The organism is Azohydromonas aeria (genome assembly GCF_009760915.1).
GTDB classification, from domain to species: Bacteria; Pseudomonadota; Gammaproteobacteria; order Burkholderiales; family Burkholderiaceae_C; genus Azohydromonas; species Azohydromonas aeria.
Genome location: NZ_VIDQ01000069.1, coordinates 1 through 13,707, shown reverse-complemented (window position 1 = coordinate 13,707; position 13,707 = coordinate 1). Strand labels below are relative to the sequence as shown.

The following is a 13,707-nucleotide window of genomic DNA, read 5'->3' as shown; positions in this document are numbered from 1 at the left end:
ATGCCGCCATCGGGGGATCGCCTCACCCCCCAGGACGGGTTGACGCGCGCCCCGTGGCCCGGCACGCGCCCTGCCAAACGCCCGGCGCGGGCGCTGGCTATCATGGCCGGTTGCCCCAGACTGAGTACAAACCCTTGAATCCCGACACGCCCGCGATCCGCGTGCGCGGTGCACGCACCCACAACCTCAAGAACATCGACCTCGACCTGCCGCGGCAGGCGCTGGTGGTGATCACGGGCCTGAGCGGCTCGGGCAAGAGCAGCCTCGCCTTCGACACCCTCTACGCCGAGGGCCAGCGCCGCTACGTGGAAAGCCTCTCGGCCTACGCGCGGCAGTTCCTGCAGCTCATGGACAAGCCCGACGTGGACGTGATCGAGGGCCTGTCGCCCGCGATCTCCATCGAGCAGAAAGCCACCAGCCACAACCCGCGCTCCACGGTCGGCACCGTCACCGAGATCCACGACTACCTGCGCCTGCTCTACGCCCGCGCGGGCACGCCGTTCTGCCCGCAGCACGCGCTGCCGCTGCAGGCCATGAGCACGGCGCAGATGGTGGACACGGTGCTGGCGCTGCCCGAGGACACCCGGCTGCTGCTGCTCGCACCCGTGGCGCGCGGCCGCCAGGGCGACTTCGCGCCGCTGCTGGCCGACCTGCAGGCGCAGGGCTACGTGCGCTTCCGCATCGACGGCCGGGTGCACGACGTGGAGAGCCTGCCCACGGCGGGCGAGGGCGCGCACGACATCGACGTGGTGGTGGACCGGGTGCGCGTGCGCACTGACGACGCCGGCACGGCCGGCGGTGGCGGGGGCCTGCGCCAGCGCCTGGCCGAGAGCTTCGAGAACTGCCTGCGCATCGGCGGCAGCCGCGCGCTGGCGCTGGACATGGACGCCGGCACCGAGACGCCCTTCAGCAGCCGCTTCGCCTGCCCGCACTGCGACTACTCGCTCCCGGAGCTGGAGCCGCGGCTGTTCTCCTTCAACTCGCCCACCGGCGCCTGCCCCTCCTGCGACGGCCTGGGCCATGTCACGGTGTTCGACCCGCAGCGCGTGGTCGCCTTCCCGTCACTGAGCCTGGCCAGCGGCGCCGTGAAGGGCTGGGACCGCCGCAACGGCTACACCTACGGGCTGCTGGAGGCGGTGGCCAGGCACTACGGCTTCGACCTGGAGCAGCCCTTCGAGGAGCTGGATGCGCGCATGCAGCAGGTGCTGCTGTACGGATCGGGCGAGGAGGCGATCGAGTTCACCTACGAGGCCGAGGGCGCGCGCGGCAAGGCGCGCCAGGTGAAGCGCTCGCACCCCTTCGAGGGCATCCTGCCCAGCCTGACGCGGCGCCTGCGCGAGACCGACTCCGCCGCCGTGCGCGAGGATCTGTTGCGCCTGCAGCACGCGCAGGCCTGCCCGGAGTGCCGTGGGACACGCCTGCGGCGCGAAGCGCGGCACGTGTTCCTGCACGCGGCGGACGCGGCGCCGGGCGAGACCGGGAAGCCCATCTTCGAGGTCGAGCACGCCACGCTTGCCGACGCGCTGGCCTATTTCAACGGGCTGACGCTGCGCGGCGCCAAGGCGGCGATCGCCGACAAGATCGTCAGCGAAATCCGCAACCGGCTGCGCTTCCTCAACGACGTGGGGCTGAACTACCTGAGCCTGGACCGCAGCGCCGACACGCTCTCCGGCGGCGAGGCGCAGCGCATCCGGCTCGCGAGCCAGATCGGCAGCGGCCTGACCGGCGTGATGTACGTGCTCGACGAGCCCAGCATCGGGCTGCACCAGCGCGACAACGAGCGGCTCATCGGCACGCTGCAGCACCTGCGCGACCTGGGCAACTCGGTGCTGGTGGTCGAACACGACGAGGACATGATCCGCGCCGCCGATCACGTGGTGGACATGGGCAAGGGCGCCGGCGTGCACGGCGGCCACGTCATCGCGCAGGGCACGCCGCGCGAGGTCATGGAGCACCCGGAGTCGCTGACCGGCGGGTATCTCGGCGGGCGGCTGCGCATCGAGGTGCCCAGGGAGCGCCGGAAATGGGAGCCGGGCACGGGGCTGCGCATCGTCAACGCCACGGGCAACAACCTGAAGGGCGTCAGCGTCGAGATCCCGGTGGGATTGCTGACCTGCGTCACCGGCGTCTCCGGCTCGGGCAAGAGCACGCTGGTCAACGACACGCTGTACGCGGCCGTGGCCAGGAAGCTCTACAACAGCCACCTGGAGCCCGCGGAGCACGAGGCGATCGAGGGGCTCGAGGCCTTCGACAAGGTCATCAACGTGGACCAGAGCCCGATCGGCCGCACGCCGCGCTCGAACCCCGCGACCTACACGGGGCTGTTCACGCCGATCCGCGAGCTGTTCGCCGAGGTGCCGACCGCGCGCGAGCGCGGCTACGGCGCCGGGCGCTTCAGCTTCAACGTCTCCGGCGGGCGCTGCGAGGCGTGCCAGGGCGACGGCGTGATCAAGGTGGAGATGCACTTCCTGCCCGACGTGTACGTGCCCTGCGACGTCTGCCACGGCGCGCGCTACAACCGCGAGACGCTGGAGATCCTCTACAAGGGCCGCAACATCACGCAAGTGCTGGGCATGACGGTGGAGGAGGCCGCCGAGTTCTTCAGCGCCGTGCCGGCGATCTCCCGCAAGCTGCAGACGCTGCTGGACGTAGGCCTGGGCTACATCACGCTGGGGCAGAGCGCGACGACGCTTTCCGGTGGCGAGGCGCAGCGGGTGAAGCTGGCGCTGGAGCTGAGCAAGCGCGACACCGGCCGCACGCTCTACATCCTCGACGAGCCGACGACGGGCCTGCACTTCGCCGACATCGAGCTGCTGCTGCGCGTGCTGCACCAGCTGCGCGACGCGGGCAACACCATCGTCGTGATCGAGCACAACCTGGACGTGATCAAGACCGCGGACTGGCTCATCGACATGGGGCCGGAAGGGGGGTCGGGCGGGGGCAGGGTATTGCTCGCCGGGACGCCGGAGCAGCTGGCGGACTGCGCGGAGAGCCACACGGGGCGGTTCTTGAAGCCGTTGCTGGCGCGGAATTGAAGCGGGATTTCAAAAGGCATTGAGTAGCACGCGGTAATATCGCAGGCCGCAGAACAAATGTTGTCATTCCCGCGGAAGCGGGAATCCAATTTCTGCGGCCTGGCGCGGTGAATCAGCCGGGAAGTGCATTCGAGGCGATTGCCGGCAGCTGATCCGTCTCGAAAAACACCCCGTCATTCCCGCGCAGGCGGGAGTCCAGGCGGCCCCCAAGCCGGCCGAAGCTAACCCGGCCGTGGTGAATACCGAGTGCTTTCAGCGTATCTCAGCCGCCTCAGGATTCTTCCTCGTGGCAGCAATCTTTTCAAAATAGAATATTGAAGGCGACGGAGCACAGGCAGGATATAAGGCGCCGTTCGGCTCATTTCTTGTCGTCAATTTACGATACGACGAAGTATCCTGCCCGTATGAAATTGATGGCCACATGATTGCAACCACCCACAATTTCTATTTCTTCATCATGCCCTCACGAGCAGCGCCATAACAAAACCATCTCACTGCCAAGACCGACCAATACCGAAAACATCTTCAACGGCCCTGCCCCGATCCGTGGCATGTCTGCATGCGCTTCGAGCAGGACTGGCCGCCACGCCTCGACTGCGTCAGCCAGCCCGGTCTCGCTTCGGCACGCTATGGCCTCTCCATCGGGACCGGATCGGGGTGCCTTTCGCAACCTGATTTCGCGTTCAAAGTGAACAAATGTAAGCTCGCGACACGCCGTCCCCCACCCTGGAACACCACCCGCGAGTCAAGCGCCCAAAAGGAGGAGGGCCGCCGCGTTTGGGCTAAGGTGCCCATTCCTGCTGCACCGCCGCGAAGCCGCTCACGCTCATGACGATCGCCATCGACTACTACTTCGCCCCGCACTCGCCCTGGGCGTACCTGGGCCACCAGCGCTTTGCGGACGTCGCGCGCACGCACGGCGCGCAGGTGCGCGTGCTGCCGGTGGACCTGGGCGGGCGGGTGTTCCCGCTCACCGGCGGGCTGCCGCTGGCCAAGCGCGCGCCCCAGCGCCAGGCCTACCGGCTGCTGGAGCTCAGGCGCTTCAGCGAGTGGCTGCAGGTGCCCCTCAATCCCAACCCCTGCTACTTCCCGGTGAACCCGGACGACGCCGCCAAATTGATCATCGCCGTGGACCTGCAGGACGGCACCGAGGCCGCCTTGGCCCTGGCCGGCGCGGTGATGCGCGCGGTGTGGGTGGAGGAACGCAACATCGCCGACGAGGGCACGCTGGCCGAGCTGCTGCAGGCGCAGGGGCTGGATCGGGCGCGGCTCGACGACGCGCACAGCCAGCGCGTGCACCAGCGCTACGAGGAGGACTCGCAGCGCGCCATAGACGCCGGCGTGTTCGGCGCGCCCAGCTACGTCATCGACGGCGAAATCTTCTGGGGCCAGGACCGGCTCGACTTCGTCGAGCGCCGGCTCCAGCAAATCGACAAGGGAGAACGAGACTGATGTCCATGCAACAGCTGCAGGCCGCCGATGGCCACCGGCTCGACGCCTTCGTGGCCCGCCCGCAGGGCACGCCGCGCGGCGCGCTGGTGGTGCTGCAGGAAATCTTCGGCGTGAACTCGCACATCCGCGCCGTGGCGCAAGGCTTTGCCGACGAGGGCTTCGTCGCCATCGCGCCAGCGCTGTTCGACAGGCAGCAGCGCGGCATCGAGATGGGCTATGCGCCCGAGGACATCCAGCGCGGACGCCAGTTCAAGACAGCCGCGGACCCCTCCCTGGCGCTGCAGGACATCGCCGCGGCGATCGCCGAAGGGGCGCAGTACGGCAAGGTCGGCATCGTCGGCTACTGCTGGGGCGGGCTGATGGTCTGGCTGGCCGCGTGCAGGCTCGACGGCCTGGCCGCCGCCATCAGCTACTACGGCGCCGGCGTCCCGGACCAGGCGGCGCTCACGCCCCGCTGCCCGGTGCTGATGCACTTCGGCGAGCGCGACAACAGCATCCCTGTGCCGAGCGTCGAGGCGTTCCGGCAGGCGCAGCCGCAGGTGGAGATCCAGCTGTACCCGGCCGACCACGGCTTCAACTGCGACCAGCGCGCGGCCTTCGAGCCACAGAGCGCCGCGCTGGCGCGCCAACGCACGCTCGAATTCCTGCACCGGCATGTCGGCTGACCTCATCCCTCAACCCAACGCGCCGCGGCCGCCGCGACGCGTGCTCTACATCGAGGACGAGCCGCTCAACGTGCTGCTCATGACGGAGATGTTCCGCGACCAGGCCGGCTGGCAGCTGCAGGTCGAGCCCGACGGCGCCTCGGGGTTGCGCGCGGCGCGGCAGGACCCGCCGCCGCAGCTGCTGCTCATCGACATGAACCTGCCCGACATGAACGGGCTGCAGATCGTCGCGGCGCTGCGCGCCGACCCGGCCACGGCGCAGCTGCCGTGCATCGCGCTCTCCGCCGACGCCATGCCCGAGCAGGCGCGCGCGGCGCGGGCCGCCGGCTTCGACGACTACTGGACCAAGCCCATCGACATCGCGGGCATGTGGGCGGCGCTGGAGAAGCTGCTGCCCTGAGTGAACGACCGGATGGGATGCCACGCGGCCTCAGGCCGCGGCAGCACCCATCTGGCTCTGCAGGTAGTTGGGCAGCCCCACCGCGTCGATCAGGCGCAGCTGCTGCTCCAGCCAGTGCGCGTGGTCCTCCTCGGTGTCCTCCAGCATCGGCAGCAGCAGGTCGCGGGTGACGTAGTCGCGCTCGCGCTCGCACAGCGCGATGACCTCGCGCAGGTGCGTGATCACCGAGTACTCCACCGCCAGGTCGCTGCGCAGGATGCCGGGCACGTCCTCGCCCACGTTCAGCGGCGCGGGCACCATGGCGACGCGGCCGCCGAGCATCAGGATACGCTTGATGAGCACGTCGGCGTGGCCGGTCTCGTCCTCCATCTCGTGAGAGATGCGCGCGGCCAGCCGCTCGTAGCCCCAGTCTTCGAGCAGGCGGGAGTGGATGAAGTACTGGTCGCGCGCGGCGAGCTCGCCGGCGAGCAGCGCGTTGAGGGCATCGAGAACGGCGGGATGGCCTTGCATGGGGAGGTACTGCCAGGAAACGGGTTGCGAAGGCGCGCATCATGCCCGCCGCCCCGGCCGGGGCCGGGCAGCGGCGCTCGAGGCGTCGCAAGGAATGGGAAAGAAGGCCGGAAAGGGGCTCAGCGCCGGGCGTCGCCGCCGCGCTTGCGGCCGGTGAGCATCGAGGCCGGCAGGTTCTCGCGCCAGTGCCAGCTCATGCCCAGCACGCCCAGCAAGTGCACCAGCACGCACGCGAGCAGCGCGTCGGCCATCCAGGCGTGGATGTCGATGGGCCAGTCCTCGCCCCAGAAGGCGTCGAGCCGGCTGATCCAGCCCGTGACGCCCAGGCCCAGCACCAGCGCCCAGATCAGCCACACCATCCACAGCCCCAGCGGGTCGTGCCCGACGTGGCGCGGCGCGCCGGCGCGCAGGTAGGCGCGCGTGCCCTGGAGCGAAGGTTTCAACTCGGCGAGGCGGGCGTGGTTGCGGGCCACCAGCGCCCACAGCAGCCGCACCACCATCGCGCCGGCGCCCACGTAGCCCACGATGCGGTGCAGCCGGTCGCCGTCGTCGCGCACGAGGTCGAAGGCCACCGTGGCGGCCAGCGTCCAGTGCGCCAGGCGCACCAGCGCGTCCCACACGCGCACCGGGGCGGTTGCGCACGAAACCTCGACCGCGCCGGCCGCGGCGCCGTCCCGGCGGGCCGCCGAATCAGTCACCGTACTCGGTCTTGACCGGGGTCAGCGTCTTGGCGTCGTAGTAGATCTCGACCTTGCGGCCGTCCGGGGCACGGCCGTAGATCTCGTAGCAATTGCCGTCCACCTTGAACTTGTTGATCTTGTAACCTTGGGCCTCGATGCGGGCGCGGGCGGCGTCTTCCTTGAGCCACTCCTCTTTCGGATAGGCCTTGCAGTTGGCCTTGGCAAAGGCGGCGCCGGAAGCCAGCGTGGCGGCAAGGCCCAGCGCGGCGGCGGCGAGAACGGACGGCTTCATGGCGGCTTTCCCTCGGTCGGATGAGAACGGACAACGCGCGAGCCTAGCACAGCAATGCGAATCGTTCTCATGTGGAGCCGCAAGAACGCGTCTCGGGCGCGCATGAAAAAAGCCGGCGCTGGGGCCGGCTTCTCGCAAGGGACCCGAACCGTGCGGGGCACGTCCGGGATGGAGCCTCACTGGATCACTTGAGGTGCTCGTTGATGAGCTTGGTCATCTCGAACATCGACACCTGGGGCTTCTTGAAGATGTCCTTGAGCTTGGCGTCGGCGTTGATCATGCGCTTGTTGGACTCATCCTGGAGCTTGTTGGCCTTGATGTAGTCCCACACCTTCTTGGTGACCTCGGTGCGCGGCATGGGCTTGTCGCCGATGACGGCGGCCAGCTGCGCGCTGGGCGTCATCTCCTTCATGAACGCGGCGTTGGGGCGCTTGCCGCCATCGTCGCTCTTGGCCGCCGATGCAGCCTTCTTGGCGGCCGGAGCCTTCTTGGCCGCGGCCGTCGTGGACGCAGCTTTCTTTGCAGTTGCCATTGGAATTCTCTCCATCAATTACTGAGTTTGATGCGCCGGGTGGGGCGAAGGCTGCGTGAACCCTCTTTTCTCTGCGGCACCCTGCGTGGCAAATGGTACTGCGCCCCCAGGGGAGTGAGAAGCCAAGCTCAAGCTTTTTCCCTCTGGGAAACCGGTTTCATGGCGCCTTGCGCAACACCATGGCCGGCATTTCGTGGCCTGGTTGCGCCGAAAACGGCCGCGCGGCGCCACCGTGGCGTGTGCCAGCAGGGCCGGAGTCAAGCCGCGACGCGCCCTTCACGGGTGCCATCACGGGTGCGATCCGGGCATCCGCAGCGCGGTTGCGGCCCGCGCGGCACGGCCCTCAGGAGTCGCCATCGATCAGTTCGGGCCCGATGTCGGCCAGCGTGCGGCAGCCGCACAGCGCCATGGCGATCTCGAGCTCGTCGCGCACCAGGCGCAGCACGTGCGCCACGCCCAGCGCGCCGGCCGTGGCCAGGGCGTGCAGCACCGGGCGGCCCAGCAGCACGGCTTGCGCGCCCAGCGCCAGGGCCTTGAGCACGTCGGTGCCGCGGCGCATGCCGCCGTCCACCAGCAGCGGCAGCGCGCCGCCCAGGGTGTCGGCGATGCGCGGCAGCGCGCGCGCGGTGCTCACGGCGGTATCGAGCGTGCGCCCGCCGTGGTTGGAGACGATCAGCCCCGCCGCGCCCTGCGCCAGCGCCTCGCGCGCGTCGGCCGGGTGCAGCACGCCCTTGAGCAGCAGCGGCAGCGTCGCGGCCGAGCGCAGCCAGGCCACGTCGTCCCAGGTCGGTGCCTGCGCGACGACCTGCTCGAAGAAGTCCGCCCCGTCGGGCAGCGGCGGCTGCGGCCGCAGGTTCACCGCCCGGATTCCCGGCGGCAATGAGAAGTTCGCGCGGCGCTCGCGGTCGCGCGCGCCGGACGTGGGCGCGTCCACCGTGAGCACCAGCGCCTCGAAGCCGGCGGCCTCGGCGCGCCGGACGAGTTCCAGCGTGTGGGCGCGCTCGCGCTGCAGGTAGAGCTGGAACCACAGCGGCCCGCGCCCGGGCTCGTCGCGCACCAGCGCGGCCACGTCCTCCAGGCGCTGGCTGGCCTGGGCGCTGAGCACCATGCCGGCGCCCTGCGCCGCGGCGGCCAGCGCGGTGGCGGCCTCGCCGTCGGGATGCGCCAGGCGCTGGTGCGCCATGGGCGCCACCAGCAGCGGGCTGGCCCAGCGCCGGCCCAGCAGCTCGACGTCGGCGCTGCCGCCGGCAAGCGGCCGCAGCACGCGCGGCAGCAGCCGCAGCGCGTCCCAGGCCTCGCGGTTGGCGCGCAGCGTGATCTCGTCGCCCGCGCCGCCGCACAGGTAGGCCCAGGCCGCCGGGTCCATGCGCTCGCGCGCATGCGGCTCGTAGTCGGTGGCCGCGGCGATGCCGGCCGGGATGCGGGCAGCGGCGTCCATCAGCGCGGCCTCAGGTGTCGGCCCACATGCGCAGCAGGTTGTGGTACGTGCCCGTGAGCGCCACGGCCTCGGGTGTCTCGCCCTCGCGCTGGCGCAGCCGCATGAGTGCCATGTCCAGGTCAAACAGCAGCCGGCGCTGCTCGTCGCTGCGCACCATGCTCTCGACCCAGAAGAAGCTCGCCAGCCGGTGGCCGCGCGTCACCGGCGCCACGCCGTGCACGCTGGTGCTGGGGTAGAGCACCGCGTCGCCGGCGGGCAGTTTCACCTTGCGGCTGCCGTAGGTGTCGTCGATCACCAGCTCGCCGCCGTCGTACTCCTCGGGCTCGGCCAGGAAGATGGTGCAGCTCACGTCCGAGCGCACGCGCTGGCCGCTGGCGCGCGAGTGCATCACGGCGTTGTCCACGTGCTGGCCGTAGAAGTTCGTCTCGCCGCCGTAGCGGTTGAAGAGCGGGTTGAAGATCTTCTTGGGCAGCGCGGCGGAGAAGAACAGCGCGTGGCGCTCCAGCGCGCCCAGCACCAGCGCCTGCAGCGCGCGCGAGGCCTCGCCGCCCTGGGGCAGCTGCTGGTTGTTCTTGCTCGCCAGGGCTTGCGCCCCGGCGGTGGCGCGGCCGTCGCGCCAGTCAGCGCCGTCGAGCAGCGCGCGCGCGCGCCGCACGTCCTCGGCCGAGAGCACGTTGCGAAGGTGGATCAGCATGTCAGGGCCTCGGAGTGTGCGGCGGGCTCCGGCTCAGAAGCGCGCCTTCAGGCTCAGCTGCACCGTGCGCGGCGCGCCGGGTGCGTAGAAGCCGGCGTAGAGCGAGTCGGCGTAGAGCTTGTCGGTCAGGTTGAGCACGTAGAGCTTGGCCGTGAGCTTGTCATTGAAGGTGTATTCGGCCATGGCGTCAAACGTGGTGAAGGACGGCGCCGTGACGTGGCGCGCGTTCTGCGGACTTTGCTCGCTGCGGAAGTTCAGGCCCGCGCCCAGGCGCAGCTGCGGCAGCACGCGGTAAGTGCTCCACACGCTGGCGCTGTGCTTGGGCGTGAGCGCCGAGCGGTCGCCCTTGCGCTGGGTGTTGTTGACCGTGCCGTTGGGGTTGGTGGCCTGCACGTTGCTCTCGTCGATCTTCGCCTCCGGGATCCAGGTGTAGGACACGTAGGCGTCCCACGCCGGCGTGATGCGCCCGGCCACGTTGAGCTCCAGGCCCGCGGCGTGGCGCTTGCCCGAGAGCAGCTGCTGCGTGGCGGCGCTGTCGGGGTCGTTGTTGCGCTCGTGGTACTTCTGCGAATAGAACAGCGCCGTGCCCAGCGACAGGTTGTTGTCGAACAGGTCGAACTTGCCGCCGATCTCGACGTTGCGGCTCTTCTCCGGCGGCGTGTTGATGTCCTTGTTGTCCACGGCCGGCCCCTGCACCGCGTACTGGTAGGTGTCGCCCGACACGTTGTACGAGGTGCCGAAGGAGGCGTAGTAGCTCGACCAGTCGTTGGGCTGGAAGATGGCGCCCACGCGCGGGCTCCACAGGTTGTCGGTGCGCTCGGCGCTGTTGGGCACCAGGCTCACGACACCGCCGGTCGTCACGCGCGAGAGCACGTTGTACGTGGCCTTGAAGTGGTCGAAGCGCAGGCCCGCCAGCAGCTTGAGCTCGTTCGTGACGGCCATCGTGTCCTGCACGTAGGCCGAGATGTTGGAGGCCCGGAACTTGTTCATGTAGGGCGCGCCCGGGACGTCGATGGAGGCGCCGTCGTTGGGCGTGCCCACCGTGGTCAGCGGCGCCGTGGGCACCGTACCGGGCACCAGGTAGCTGCCCGGCACGTTCTGGTTGCGCTTGGCCTCGTCGTAGGCCAGCTCCACGCCCGTCAGCAACTGGTGGCGCTTGCCCAGCAGCTCGAAGTTGCCGCTGTAGTCGCTTTGCAGCGTGGTGATGTCGCTGATGCCCTCGCGGCCCTTGAAGTTGCGGCGCAGCACCGTGGCGTCGCTCAGCGTCGCGGGCGTCACGGCCACGCCGCCGGGCTGGCTGGCGGCCGGGGCGAAGCCGATGGCGCTGGCCCACAGGTGGCGCTCGTAGCGGCCGTGGCGCAGCGAGGTCTTGAGCTGCGAGTTGTCGCCGAAGCGGTGCACGTGCGTAAGCGTGCCGTAGTCGGCGGAGCCGTCGTTGAAGTCGGAGGTCAGGCCGTAGAAGTTCTTGGCCGGCAGCAGCAGCTGGATGCGCCCGTCCTCGTTCAGCAGCCGGGGCTGGTTGTAGTTGGGGATGTTGCCGTACTGCAGGTGGTAGTAGCTGATCGTGAACTCGTCGGCGCTGCCCATGCCCCAGCGGAACGAGGGCGCGATGCCGTGCTTCTCGACCTTGGCGCCCCAGTTGTCGGTCTTCTCGCCCATCACGTTCAGGCGCAGCGCGGAGGTTTCGCCCGTGGTCCAGTTGAAGTCGCCGGTGATGCGCTTCTTGTCGCCGGAGCCGACCGTGGCTTCCATCTCGTGCTGGTCGTTGAGGAAGGGCTGCTTGTTGACCTGGTTGACCACGCCGCCGGTGGAGCCGCGGCCGAAGAGCATCGACGCCGAGCCCTTGAGCACCTCGACGCGCTCGAAGTTGAAGGTGTCGCGCTCGTACAGCGGCGCGTCGCGCAGCCCGTCCACGTACAGGTCGCCGGCCTGCTGCAGCGAGAAGCCGCGCAGCCGCACGTCTTCCTCGCCGGTCTCGCCGGACAGGAAGGTCACGCCGGCGGTGTTGCGCAGCACGCTCTTGATGTCGTCGAGGTTGCGGTCGTCCATGAGCCGCTCGGTGATCACGGTCACCGATTGCGGGATGTCGCGCAGCTTCTGCTCACCCTTGCCGATGGTGGTGGTCGTGGCGCGCAGCGTGTTCTTGCCATTGGGCTCGGCGGCGGCCTTGGCGCGCACGGCGGGCATCACGGCCTCGCTGCCTTCCTTGGGCGCGGCAGGCGCCTCGGCCTGCGCCATGGCGGCGCCGGCGATGCTGAATCCGGCGGCCAGGGCGCCCAGCGGCAGCAGGGCGCTGCGGTCGTGTTTCGTGGTCATGCAAATCTCCAGGGTGAGTTCGGCCGGAGCGCGCGCGGCGCCCGTTCAATCGGGGAGGGGAAAGCGAAGCGGGCGCGGGCGCGCGGCGGCGGCGCCCGGCCGGGGGAAGTCAGCTCAGGGCGTGTCGGGCGTGCTGACGAAGCCGACCTTGGTCAGCCCGGCCTTGGCCGCGTCGGCCAGCGTCTCGGCCACGAATCGGTAGGCCACGGCCTGGTCGGCGCGCAGGTGCACCTCGGGCTGCGGGTCCCTGGCGCCCTCGGCGGCGAAGCGCGCGGCGGCGTCCTCGCGGCTCACGGCCTCGCCGTTCCAGAAGCGCTGGCCGGTGGCGTCGATGGCGAACTCCACCTTCTGCGGCGTGACCTGGTTGACCTGGCTGCTGGCCTTGGGCAGGTCCAGCTTCACGGCGTGGGTGAGCAGCGGCGCGGTGACGATGAAGATCACCAGCAGCACCAGCATCACGTCGATGAGCGGCACCATGTTGATGTCGGACACCGGCGCGGCGGTGGACTTGCGGTCGAAGCTGGCGAAGGCCATGGCTGGGGGCTCCGTGGAATGGGTGTCGTCGGTTGCGCCGTCAACCGGCCGTGCGCAGGCCACGCACGTTGCCGGAAGGGGCCGCGCCGGCGTCGGCCGCCGGCGCGGCGGCCTTCATGGACTGGCCCATGGACAGGAAGGTCAGCAGCTCGAAGGCGAAGGCGTCGAGCCGGGCGTTGAGCACGCGGTTGCTGCGCGTGAAGGCGTTGTAGGCCACCACCGCGGGGATCGCCACGGCCAGGCCGATGCCCGTCATGATCAGCGCCTCGCCCACCGGGCCGGCGACCTTGTCGAGCGTGCCCGCGCCGCTCATGCCGATGGCCAGCAGCGCGTGATAGACGCCCCACACCGTGCCGAACAGGCCCACGAACGGGGCCGTGGCGCCGACGGTGGCCAGCGCGGTCAGGCCGTTCTCCAGCCGCGTGGTCTCCTCGTCGAGCACCTTCTTGATGGTGCGGGTCACGAAGTCCTGCGCCGTGCCGGCCTCGCTGAGCTTGGCCGCGCCGTACTTGGCATGGTGCGACTGCGCGTGCATGGCATGCGCCGTCAGGTGCGAGAACGGGTCGCGCGCGCCGTGGGTGGTGATCTCGTTGCCCACCTCCTCCAGCGAGCGGGCGTCCCAGAAGAACCTCAGGAAATGCTCGCTGTGGCGCTTGCGCAGCATGTGCGTGATGCCTTTGATGGCGATCAGCGCCCAAGACAGCACCGACATGGCGACCAGGATCAGCAGCAGCCCCTTGCCGACGGCGTCGCTCTGGGCCAGGAAATGGGCAAAGCCCGTGGCGGTTTGGGGGTCGGTCACGACTTATTCCTCCAGGATGAACTCGAGCGGCATCAGCACCCAGAAGGACAGGGGCTGGCCGTTTTCCATGTACGGCTTGAAGCGGGTGGCGCGCACGGTGGCCAGCGCCGCCTCGTCCAGGCGCGCGAAGCCGGTGGAGCGCACCAGCTGCGTCTGCTGCGGCAGGCCGCGGGCATCGACCAGCACGCGCACGCTGGCCTTGCCGGACTCGCCGGCGCGGCGCGCCGCGGCGGGGTAGTTCAGCACCGGCGGCGTGGCGTACTGCACGGCGCTGATGGCGATCGTCTTGGGTTGCGGCGGCGCCGCGGGCGGGGCCGGCGGTGCGGGCGGCGCCGGGGGCGCGGGCGGGGCCGCCAC

The 13,707-nt window shown here is 69.9% G+C and carries 14 protein-coding genes; 4 read left to right on the top strand and 10 right to left on the bottom strand.

Features of this window, described 5'->3' with window-relative positions; all coding sequences use genetic code 11:
* Positions 1-134 precede the first annotated feature (134 nt).
* The 4 genes from uvrA (at position 135) to FJ694_RS28070 (ending at position 5,552) form a co-directional block, all read left to right on the top strand.
* Complete coding sequence (gene uvrA, locus FJ694_RS28085) at positions 135-3,035, top strand: excinuclease ABC subunit UvrA (protein ID WP_232540254.1); 2,901 nt, start codon at positions 135-137, stop codon at positions 3,033-3,035.
* A gap of 828 nt (positions 3,036-3,863) precedes the next feature.
* A complete protein-coding gene (locus FJ694_RS28080; protein WP_157270846.1) occupies positions 3,864-4,487 on the top strand; it encodes a 2-hydroxychromene-2-carboxylate isomerase in 624 nt (207 codons plus the stop codon).
* Complete coding sequence (locus FJ694_RS28075) at positions 4,487-5,152, top strand: dienelactone hydrolase family protein (protein WP_375140260.1); 666 nt, start codon at positions 4,487-4,489, stop codon at positions 5,150-5,152. Before FJ694_RS28080 ends, FJ694_RS28075 begins: the two co-directional genes overlap by 1 nt.
* Positions 5,142-5,552 carry a response regulator gene (locus FJ694_RS28070; protein ID WP_157270845.1) on the top strand — a complete coding sequence of 137 codons (411 nt, stop codon included), beginning with the start codon at positions 5,142-5,144 and terminating at the stop codon, positions 5,550-5,552. Before FJ694_RS28075 ends, FJ694_RS28070 begins: the two co-directional genes overlap by 11 nt.
* Before the next feature lie 30 nt (positions 5,553-5,582).
* On the opposite strand, the gene bfr is transcribed toward FJ694_RS28070, so the two are convergent.
* The 10 genes from bfr to FJ694_RS28020 all read right to left on the bottom strand — a co-directional run.
* On the bottom strand, positions 5,583-6,062 hold the full coding sequence (gene bfr, locus FJ694_RS28065) for a bacterioferritin (protein ID WP_157270844.1): 480 nt from the start codon (positions 6,060-6,062) through the stop codon (positions 5,583-5,585).
* A 119-nt stretch (positions 6,063-6,181) separates the two neighbouring features.
* On the bottom strand, positions 6,182-6,760 hold the full coding sequence (locus FJ694_RS28060; RefSeq protein ID WP_232540253.1) for a cytochrome b/b6 domain-containing protein: 579 nt from the start codon (positions 6,758-6,760) through the stop codon (positions 6,182-6,184).
* Positions 6,753-7,034 carry a PepSY domain-containing protein gene (locus FJ694_RS28055; RefSeq protein ID WP_157270843.1) on the bottom strand — a complete coding sequence of 94 codons (282 nt, stop codon included), beginning with the start codon at positions 7,032-7,034 and terminating at the stop codon, positions 6,753-6,755. The genes FJ694_RS28060 and FJ694_RS28055 overlap by 8 nt, the downstream gene beginning before the upstream one ends.
* Before the next feature lie 184 nt (positions 7,035-7,218).
* Positions 7,219-7,566: an SWIB/MDM2 domain-containing protein gene (locus tag FJ694_RS28050; protein ID WP_157270842.1), complete on the bottom strand. Its 348-nt coding sequence runs from the start codon at positions 7,564-7,566 to the stop codon at positions 7,219-7,221.
* A 343-nt stretch (positions 7,567-7,909) separates the two neighbouring features.
* On the bottom strand, positions 7,910-9,004 hold the full coding sequence (locus FJ694_RS28045; RefSeq protein ID WP_157270841.1) for an alpha-hydroxy acid oxidase: 1,095 nt from the start codon (positions 9,002-9,004) through the stop codon (positions 7,910-7,912).
* A 10-nt stretch (positions 9,005-9,014) separates the two neighbouring features.
* On the bottom strand, positions 9,015-9,698 hold the full coding sequence (locus FJ694_RS28040; RefSeq protein ID WP_157270840.1) for a Fe2+-dependent dioxygenase: 684 nt from the start codon (positions 9,696-9,698) through the stop codon (positions 9,015-9,017).
* Positions 9,699-9,731: 33 nt separating this feature from the next.
* On the bottom strand, positions 9,732-12,014 hold the full coding sequence (locus tag FJ694_RS28035; protein WP_157270839.1) for a TonB-dependent receptor: 2,283 nt from the start codon (positions 12,012-12,014) through the stop codon (positions 9,732-9,734).
* 114 nt (positions 12,015-12,128) lie between these two features.
* Entirely contained in the window at positions 12,129-12,548 is a 420-nt protein-coding gene (locus tag FJ694_RS28030; RefSeq protein WP_157270838.1) for an ExbD/TolR family protein, read from the bottom strand.
* A 40-nt stretch (positions 12,549-12,588) separates the two neighbouring features.
* Positions 12,589-13,350, bottom strand: coding sequence for a MotA/TolQ/ExbB proton channel family protein (locus FJ694_RS28025; RefSeq protein ID WP_157270837.1), 762 nt, complete (start codon positions 13,348-13,350; stop codon positions 12,589-12,591).
* A gap of 3 nt (positions 13,351-13,353) precedes the next feature.
* Positions 13,354-13,707, bottom strand: a 354-nt coding sequence (locus tag FJ694_RS28020) for an energy transducer TonB (RefSeq protein WP_157270836.1), incomplete at its 5' end; no start/stop codon positions are given.